This window comes from Pseudomonas sp. BAY1663 (assembly GCF_000582595.1).
Lineage (GTDB): Bacteria > Pseudomonadota > Gammaproteobacteria > Pseudomonadales > Pseudomonadaceae > Stutzerimonas > Stutzerimonas stutzeri_AF.
The window spans coordinates 59612-67209 of record NZ_AZSV01000017.1 but is presented as its reverse complement, the minus strand read 5'-3'; the positions used below and the strand labels follow the sequence as shown (position 1 = coordinate 67209).

Below are 7598 nucleotides of genomic sequence, written 5' to 3'. Positions count from 1 at the left end.
CGTCGGGCGCGATGGCGGCGCGTCGGCGTACTGCCCGTCCGCCAGCGGGGGCGGGCGGCAGCACGCGGCGCTTGAAATTGGCGTCGGCGTAGTAGCGCAGTTTCTTCGCCCGAATAGGCGCGACGCTGGACACCATCACCACGGCGTCATCTGGCGGAAGCTGCATCACTTCGCCTGGGGTGAGCAGCGGACGTGCGGTTTCCTGCCGGGACACCATCAGATGCCCGAGCCACGGCGCGAGCCGGTGGCCCGCGTAGTTGCGCTGCGCGCGCAGCTCGGTGGCCGTGCCCAGCGTTTCGGAAATGCGCTTGGCCGTGCGCTCGTCGTTGGTGGCGAAGGTCACACGCACATGGCAGTTGTCCAGAATCGAATGGTTCTGGCCGTAGGCTTTGTCGATCTGGTTGAGAGACTGCGCGATAAGGAAGCTGCGGATGCCGTAGCCGGCCATGAAGCCAACGCCGTCTCGAAGAAGTCCAGACGGCCCAGCGCCGGAAACTCGTCCAGCATCAGCAGCAGCTTGTGGCGGCGCTCGATGCCGTCGCTGCCATCGAGCGATTCCGTGAGCCGCCGCCCGATCTGGTTGAGGATCAGCCGGATCAGCGGCTTGGTGCGGCTGATGTCCGAAGGCGGCACCACCAGATACAGCGACACCGGATGCTCGGAAGCAATCAGATCGGCGATACGCCAGTCGCAGCGCGAGGTGACTTCGGCCACCGTGGGATCGCGGTACAGACCCAGGAACGACATGGCGGTGCTCAGGACGCCGGAGCGTTCGTTGTCCGACTTATTGAGCACTTCGCGCGCAGCGGAGGCCACCACCGGATGCGGGCCATCGCCGAGGTGGGGCGTGGTCATCATCCGGTGCAAGGTCAGCTCGAACGGGCTGGCCGGGTCGGACAGGAAGTTGGCGACGCCGCGCAGCGTCTTGTCCTTGCCCGCATAGAGCACGTGCAGGATGGCGCCCACCAGCAGCGCATGCGAGGTTTTCTCCCAGTGGTTGCGCTTCTCCAGCGCCCCTTCGGGATCGACCAGGATGTCGGCGATGTTCTGCACGTCGCGCACTTCATGCGCCCCGCGCCGCACTTCCAGCAGCGGGTTGTAGGCCGCCGACTTGGCATCGGTGGGGTTGAACAGCAGGCAATGCGAGAAGCGCGAACGCCAGCCAGCCGTAATCTGCCAGTTCTCGCCCTTGATGTCGTGGATGACGGCCGAGGCAGGCCACGACAGCAGCGTCGGCACCACCAGGCCCACGCCTTTGCCCGAGCGCGTGGGTGCGAAGGACAGGACGTGTTCCGGGCCTTCATGCCGTAGGTACTGGCGATCATGCTGGCCGAGGAACACACCGGCCGGCTGCGTCAAGCCCGCCTTGCGGATGTCGGCGGCATCGGCCCAACGCGCCGAACCGTAGGTCGTGACCAGCTTGGCCTGCCGTGAGCGCCACACCGACATGGCGATGGCGACCAGCACGGCCAGTAGGCCGCTACCGCCGGCAATCGCACCGCCTACGTCGAAAATGTGCGGCGCATAGGCATCGAAGAAGAACCACCACTCGAACAGTCGCCACGGGTGATAGACCGGCGTGCCAAAGAAGTCGAACCAGGGCGAGCCAAGGCGTAGTTGATAGCCGAGGGCGGCGGCTGTCCATTGCGTTGCACTCCATACGCCGGCGATCACGATGCTGAAAACAGCGGCGATCTGCCCGAACAGCACACCCTGACCTTGCATGACTGGCCTCCGATTTCTCCTGCGCTGATTCCTCGCTCACACGCGGCACAAGGACGTGCCGCATGGCGTGAGGATCGGTGCCGGGTCGGTGCCGGTCAAAGACCGTTATCGGAAGAAAGGTCGAGTAATTGGAAAGAATTAGGGCCGCATCGGGCCAAGGAAAAACGCCGCAAGCGAAGGCGCATTGCGGCGTGTCGGGCAGAAAATGAAAAGTTCGTGGCGAATCGCCAGCGATCAGAACTTGGGCGGGTTCTCCGGCGGCGTATAAGGTGTGTTGCCATCACCATAAAACCGCTTGCGCGTGGCCTCGGCTACCCGGTTGCACAACACGTCGCCGAGCGTGGCGCGATCGGTCTTGCACTGCTGTCGCAGCTCTTTCAGGCGCACGGCATCGGACGCCAGTTCTTCAACGGTCGGCACGTTCTTGTCCTCTGGCGTTTCGGTCGGGCCGCAACCAGTCAGTATCGCAGCCAACAAGAATGGGATGGTCTTCTTCATGGTGTGGAGTCCTCCGGGGAGTCGGGGTCGTCGTCCGGCGTTGGTCCTGTGTCTTCCGGTGACTCGATGGCCTGTACGCGCTCAATGAATCGGGCCAGCGTTTCCGAGGGTTCGTTATCCAGGCGCAGCAGATAGGTCGTGAGCATCGGCGAACGTCCAGTCAGCGGCCGCGCCACCACGCCTTGCTCCCGGCTGGCTGTGATATGCGCGGCGCCCGTCAGTCCTAGTGCGAAGCCTGCGGAGACCAGCGCCATCATCAGGTCGCAGGACGCCACCCGTTCGGCCACCAAGGGTTCCATGTCCACGCGGCGCAGTACCCGCTCGACCTGCCGGGCATGACCTTCGCACGCCTGCGTATCGCACAACACCAGCGGGTAGCGCAGCAGTTCTTCCAATGGGATGCGCTTGTGGGCCAGCAAGGGATGGCGCGCGGGCACGGCCACCATCAGCGGATCGTTCCAGACAGGCAAGGCAACGATGCCATCGCCGGCTTCAGCGGCACGGGCAAAGCCGACGTCGTACAGGTCGTCGTGCAGGCCCTTAATCTGCTGCGCCAGCGGTACTTCGGTCAGGCGGATTTCGACTTCCGGTTCCTCCTGCCGGCATAGCGCCAGTAAAGCCGGCAGGCGCGATGGCGTAATGCCGTCGGACAAGGCGATACGCAATTGGCCGTGGAAGCCGTTAGCGGCCGCCTTCACGCTGTCGCGCGCCTGCTGTATGGCGGCGAAGACGCGCGGCACATGGTCACAGAACAGCTTGCCCGCGCGGGTCAGCCGCGTGCTGGGCGTGGTGCGGGCAAACAGCACCACGCCCAGTTCTTCCTCCAGTTCCTTGATGGCGCGCGACAGCGGCGACTGCTCAATGTGCAGCCGCTCGGCCGCACGGGCGAAGTGGAGTTCTTCGGCCACGGCCAGGAAGCAGCGCAGATGACGAAGCTCCATGCGCTATCCCTTCGGGCCTCTAACATGAAGTGCCAGCAGCAGATTAATGAGTGCCTGGACATCAGCATCGCGCGTGCGCCAGGACGACACGCTGATACGCAGTGCTGGCCGCCCCTGCCAAAGCGTGCCGCCGAACCATGCTTCGCCAGATGCCTGTATCGCCGCGCGCAGCGCCAGCGTCTGGGCATCAGTCTGGCAGCGGAACAGCACCTGATTGAGCGTCACCCGATTGAGCACCTCAAAACCGGCCCGCTCCAGGGCATCGCCGATGCGGCGCGCCTGAGCGCAATGACGCTCCACCAGTTCGGCGATGCCCTTGCGCCCCAAGCTGCGCAGCGCCGCCCATACCGGTATGCCGCGCGGCCGGCGTGAGAATTCCAGTGTGAGGTTCTTCTGCGCGTCCACGCTGGCACTGGAATAGGCGGCATCGCTGTTCATGGCCTCGGCCAGCGCCCGCGCATCGCGGCAGATGGTCATGGCGCAGTCGTAGGGCGTGTTCAACCACTTGTGCGCGTCGGTCGTCCAGCTATCGGCCCGTTCGATGCCTTGGGTCAGGTGTGTCAGCGACGAAGCCCGCGCCCACAGGCCGAAAGCGCCATCCACATGCACCCATGCGCCGACCTTGCTGGCGTGTGGAATGATCTGCTCGAAAGGATCGAATGCGCCGGTGTTCACTTCGCCCGCCTGTAAGCACAGGATGGTGCGCTCGTCCAGCGACGGCAGCCGGGCGGTATCCACCCGACCTTCGGCATCGACCGGGGCATGGATGATCTGGTTCAGCCCAAAGCCCAGCACGCGCAATGCCTTCTTGACTGTGATGTGCGCCAGTTCGGAGACCACCACCCGGATTTCCGGAGCGCCGTTCAACCCTTGACCGTCGAAGTCCCAGCCCAGGCGTGCCAGCAGTTCGCGCCGTGCGGCTGCCAGGGCGGTCAACGTACAGGCCGTGGCGCTGGTGCCGAAACCCACGGCGCTGTCCCGCGGAAGATCCAGCGCGTCGAGTACCCAGCGGGCGGTCACACGCTCCAGCGTGGCCGACACCGGCGAATTGTCGAAGGTCGAGGCGCATTGGTCCCATGCCAGCATCAGCCGTTCCGCCGCCGCTGCGGCGGGCAATGCCGCGCCGATCACGAAACCGAAATAGCGCGGGCCGTTGGACGCGGTGGTCGCGGGCGAACCCACATCATCCAGCAGCGCCAGCGTGTTTTCGGCCGGCAAGCCCTGCTTGGGCAGCGGCTCGTCGAAAGCCGCCAATGCGGCAATCGCCTCGTCCGATGGAAACACCCGGCGACGGCCATTGGCTTCGGTGTAGCGGCGGCCGCGCGCATCGGCGTGAGCCAGCAATTCCAGTTCATCCATTCGAGAATCCCTCCGTTCCTATTTCATGCCCGAACTGCCACTGTGGGCGTGGCCCGCCGCGTCGTCCACCAGAACAACAGCGCCAGCAGGCTGACCGTCGCGCCCAGCAGGCAAACGCCCCCCCAGCCGGCATGGGCATAGGTCACCGTCGTGCTGATGGCGCCCAGCCCGCTGCCGATGGCGTAGAACAGCATGTAGAGGCCGACCAGCCGGCTGTGCGCCTCGGGGCCGGTGCGGAAAATCATGCTTTGGTTGGTGACGTGCAGCGCCTGGCCGCCCAGGTCGAGCAGCACGATGCCGATCAGCAGCGCCCACAGCGACCATTCCATCAGCGACAGCGGCCACCAGGCCAGCAGCAGTACCGTTAGCGCCGCCGCGCTGGTGCGCTGGGCATAGCCCCGATCCGCCCATTGCCCGGCACGCGCAGCGGCCAGGGCGCCGACCACGCCAACCAGGCCGAAAGCACCGATGACGGTGTGAGAGAAGTTGTAGGGCGGCGCGCTCAATGGCAGCACCAGCGCGCTCCAGAAAATGTTGAACGCGGCGAACATCAGCAGCGCCAGCATGCCACGCACTTGCAGCACCTTTTCCTGGCGCAGCAGTTTCAGCATGGAGGCGATCAGGCGCGAATAGCGCATCGGATTCGATACGGGAGGCAAGGCGGGCAGTCGCCGCCACAGCGGCAGCGCGATCACCAGCATCAGCACGGCGGCGCAGAAGTACACGCCGCGCCAGCTCGCCAGATCGCTGACACCGCCAGCGAACACTCGCGCGAGCAGCAGGCCGATGAACACGCCGCTCTGTGCCGCCCCCACAACGCGGCCTTGTTCACGGGGAGCAGCGGCGCTGGCCGCGTAGGCGATCAGCCCCTGTGTCATCGCCGTTCCCAGCAGGCCCACGGCAAGCATGCCTGCCAGCAGGATTGGCGCAGACGGCGCCATGCCGACCATCACCAGTGCCGCCACCAGCGCCAGTAGTTGCACCGCCATCAGGCGGCGGCGCTCAACGCGATCGCCCAGCGGCACCAGCAACAACAAGGCCACGGCGCATCCGACCTGCGTGGCTGTCACCACGCCACCCACGGCTGCATGGCTGATGCCGAAATCGCGGGCCAGCGCATCGAGCAGGGGCTGCGCGTAGTACACGTTCGCCACGCTCAGGCCACTGGCAGCGGCAAACAGCAGTACCAGGCCGCGTGGCATATCGGCAGTTCGGGTTGGCATCGTCTCCAGAGGGGCCGGCACCATCGAAACGTGGGATGACTTCATGATCCATCGCCCATTCAATCTAGTTTCAAAATAAAACTGATTGAATGCTAGATCACGTGGTTTTAAAATGCAACCATTAGCCTTATCCCTGTCAGCCAGCCAGGAGATTTCATGCCAACCCGCAAACCCATGAACGACGCACCTTGTCCTGTTGCGCGCTCCGTCGATCTGATAGGGGATCGCTGGTCGTTGCTCATCGTGCGCGATGCCTTCGACGGCATGCGCCGCTTCGGCGACTTCCAGCGCAGCCTGGGCGTCGCTCGCAACATCCTCTCCGACCGGCTGCGCAAGCTGGTCGATGCCGGCGTCCTTGAAACGCAGGCGGCCTCGGATGGCACCGCCTACCAGGAGTACGTGCTGACAGCCAAAGGGGAAAACCTGTTCCCCATCGTGGTGGCGTTGCGGCAATGGGGCGAACAACATCTGTTCGAGCGTGGCGAGCGGCATTCGGTGCTGATCGACACGCGCACCGGCAAGCCGATTCCGCGCATGGCACCCACGGCGAGGGATGGCTCCGTGCTGGAACCGGCCACGACCGAAGTACGGAAGGTCACATAGGGCAATCGGTTGTTGTCCGTTCTTCATTGCCCCTTCAATCCTTCACCATCCTGCGCGACAAGGCCGATTCCCGCCTGCGCAGGAAGTCCCGCAGTAGCGCCGGGTAGTCTGGATGCGCGGCCTCGCGCACCGACGTGCGGCTGGCCAGCGCAGCACGCCAGGCCGTGGTCTTGGGCAAGCCGTCGAAGAAGCGGAAATCCCCCAGGCCATCGAACACGTCGAAGTAGCGAAACACCGGCCCGAACACCGCATCCACCAGACTGAACGGTTCCCCCGCGAACCAGGCGCCGTTGCCGGTGCGAATGGCCAGCGCAGCCTCGACCTGCGCCAGCCGCGCACGGAGCTGATCGGCTTGCGCGTCCAGCGCCGCATCGTCCTTGGCGTTGTAGAACTCAGCGATGGTGTTGAGCAGCGATGAACCGAACTCCATCCAGGCGCGATGGCGGGCACGGCTCAGCGCATCCTCGGGATGCAGGCGCGGCATCAGGGTGTCATCCAGGTACTCGCAGATCACGGCCGACTCGAAGATCGGCGCATCACCGACCAGCAGCACCGGCGTCTTGCCCAGCGGCGAGCAGGCCAGGAACCAGTCTGGCTTGTGTGCCAGATCGACATCGCGGCGCTCGAAGGGCACGCCCTTTTCCTTGAGCACGATCACCGCGCGCTGCACATACGGGCACAGCACATGGCTGACCAGGGTGAGTGGGTGGCTCATCGCGCGATCTCCCGCTCAAGCTGCCGGCACGAAGCGATGGCTGCGCCGCAGCGCATGTGCGCCGTCGCCCAGCAACCACAGCGCCACCGAGGCCGCGACCAGGAACACCGGGTACTCCCAGCCGCCGCCGGCATTGGTATGCGCCCAGCCATTGGGCACATGCACCCAGGCCGCCACGGCCATGACCGGCACCAGTGCCAGCGCGATCTGGCGCGCATAGAAGCCCAGCAACAACGCGATGCCGCCCAGCAGCTCCACGGCGAACACCGGATAGGCCAGCCAGCCTGGAATGCCGACGCTGCCGAAATACTGCGCCGTACCCGGCAGGGTGAAGACGAACCATTTGAGCAACGCGTGCGCCACCCACATGACGCCCAGGCTGATGCGCAGCAAGGCAATGCCATAGGCCGAAGAAGAAGATGGCGTGATTGCCATGAAACCTCCAATTTACGAATGAATGGTCTCAATCGTATGATTGCAGTAGCGCAATAAAAATAGGCAAAAATGAAAGCAGCAATTGCAAAAACGCAATAC

7 protein-coding genes and 1 pseudogene are annotated in these 7598 nt (G+C 64.7%); 1 reads left to right on the top strand and 7 read right to left on the bottom strand.

Annotation, left to right across the window (positions count from 1 at the left end; genetic code table 11):
* From BAY1663_RS07605 to BAY1663_RS07585, 5 genes and pseudogenes are all read right to left on the bottom strand, one after another.
* Window positions 1-1725, bottom strand: a pseudogene (locus BAY1663_RS07605) (conjugal transfer protein TraG); the annotation flags it as partial.
* 234 nt (window positions 1726-1959) lie between these two features.
* A complete protein-coding gene (locus tag BAY1663_RS07600) occupies window positions 1960-2223 on the bottom strand; it encodes a hypothetical protein (RefSeq protein ID WP_037039119.1) in 264 nt (87 codons plus the stop codon).
* Window positions 2220-3164: a LysR family transcriptional regulator gene (locus BAY1663_RS07595; protein ID WP_037039115.1), complete on the bottom strand. Its 945-nt coding sequence runs from the start codon at window positions 3162-3164 to the stop codon at window positions 2220-2222. The genes BAY1663_RS07600 and BAY1663_RS07595 overlap by 4 nt, the downstream gene beginning before the upstream one ends.
* Window positions 3165-3167: 3 nt before the next feature.
* Window positions 3168-4523, bottom strand: coding sequence for a pyridoxal-dependent decarboxylase (locus BAY1663_RS07590; RefSeq protein WP_037039112.1), 1356 nt, complete (start codon window positions 4521-4523; stop codon window positions 3168-3170).
* A 23-nt stretch (window positions 4524-4546) separates the two neighbouring features.
* Complete coding sequence (locus tag BAY1663_RS07585; RefSeq protein ID WP_256206598.1) at window positions 4547-5746, bottom strand: MFS transporter; 1200 nt, start codon at window positions 5744-5746, stop codon at window positions 4547-4549.
* Between the two features lie 156 nt (window positions 5747-5902).
* Here BAY1663_RS07585 and BAY1663_RS07580 point away from each other — a divergent pair, with 156 nt between their 5' ends.
* A complete protein-coding gene (locus tag BAY1663_RS07580) occupies window positions 5903-6349 on the top strand; it encodes a helix-turn-helix domain-containing protein (protein WP_033938336.1) in 447 nt (148 codons plus the stop codon).
* Between the two features lie 34 nt (window positions 6350-6383).
* On the opposite strand, the gene BAY1663_RS07575 is transcribed toward BAY1663_RS07580, so the two are convergent.
* Both BAY1663_RS07575 and BAY1663_RS07570 read right to left on the bottom strand, forming a co-directional pair.
* Window positions 6384-7064: a glutathione S-transferase family protein gene (locus BAY1663_RS07575; RefSeq protein ID WP_037039105.1), complete on the bottom strand. Its 681-nt coding sequence runs from the start codon at window positions 7062-7064 to the stop codon at window positions 6384-6386.
* Window positions 7065-7079: 15 nt separating this feature from the next.
* Window positions 7080-7499 carry a DoxX family protein gene (locus BAY1663_RS07570; protein WP_037039102.1) on the bottom strand — a complete coding sequence of 140 codons (420 nt, stop codon included), beginning with the start codon at window positions 7497-7499 and terminating at the stop codon, window positions 7080-7082.
* Window positions 7500-7598 lie beyond the last annotated feature (99 nt).

Coding starts and splice junctions, on each gene's coding strand:
- BAY1663_RS07600 (WP_037039119.1), bottom strand. CDS start 2,223: ATGAAGAAGACCATCCCATTCTTGTTGGCTGCGATACTGACTGGTTGC.
- BAY1663_RS07595 (WP_037039115.1), bottom strand. CDS start 3,164: ATGGAGCTTCGTCATCTGCGCTGCTTCCTGGCCGTGGCCGAAGAACTC.
- BAY1663_RS07590 (WP_037039112.1), bottom strand. CDS start 4,523: ATGGATGAACTGGAATTGCTGGCTCACGCCGATGCGCGCGGCCGCCGC.
- BAY1663_RS07585 (WP_256206598.1), bottom strand. CDS start 5,746: ATGCCAACCCGAACTGCCGATATGCCACGCGGCCTGGTACTGCTGTTT.
- BAY1663_RS07580 (WP_033938336.1), top strand. CDS start 5,903: ATGCCAACCCGCAAACCCATGAACGACGCACCTTGTCCTGTTGCGCGC.
- BAY1663_RS07575 (WP_037039105.1), bottom strand. CDS start 7,064: ATGAGCCACCCACTCACCCTGGTCAGCCATGTGCTGTGCCCGTATGTG.
- BAY1663_RS07570 (WP_037039102.1), bottom strand. CDS start 7,499: ATGGCAATCACGCCATCTTCTTCTTCGGCCTATGGCATTGCCTTGCTG.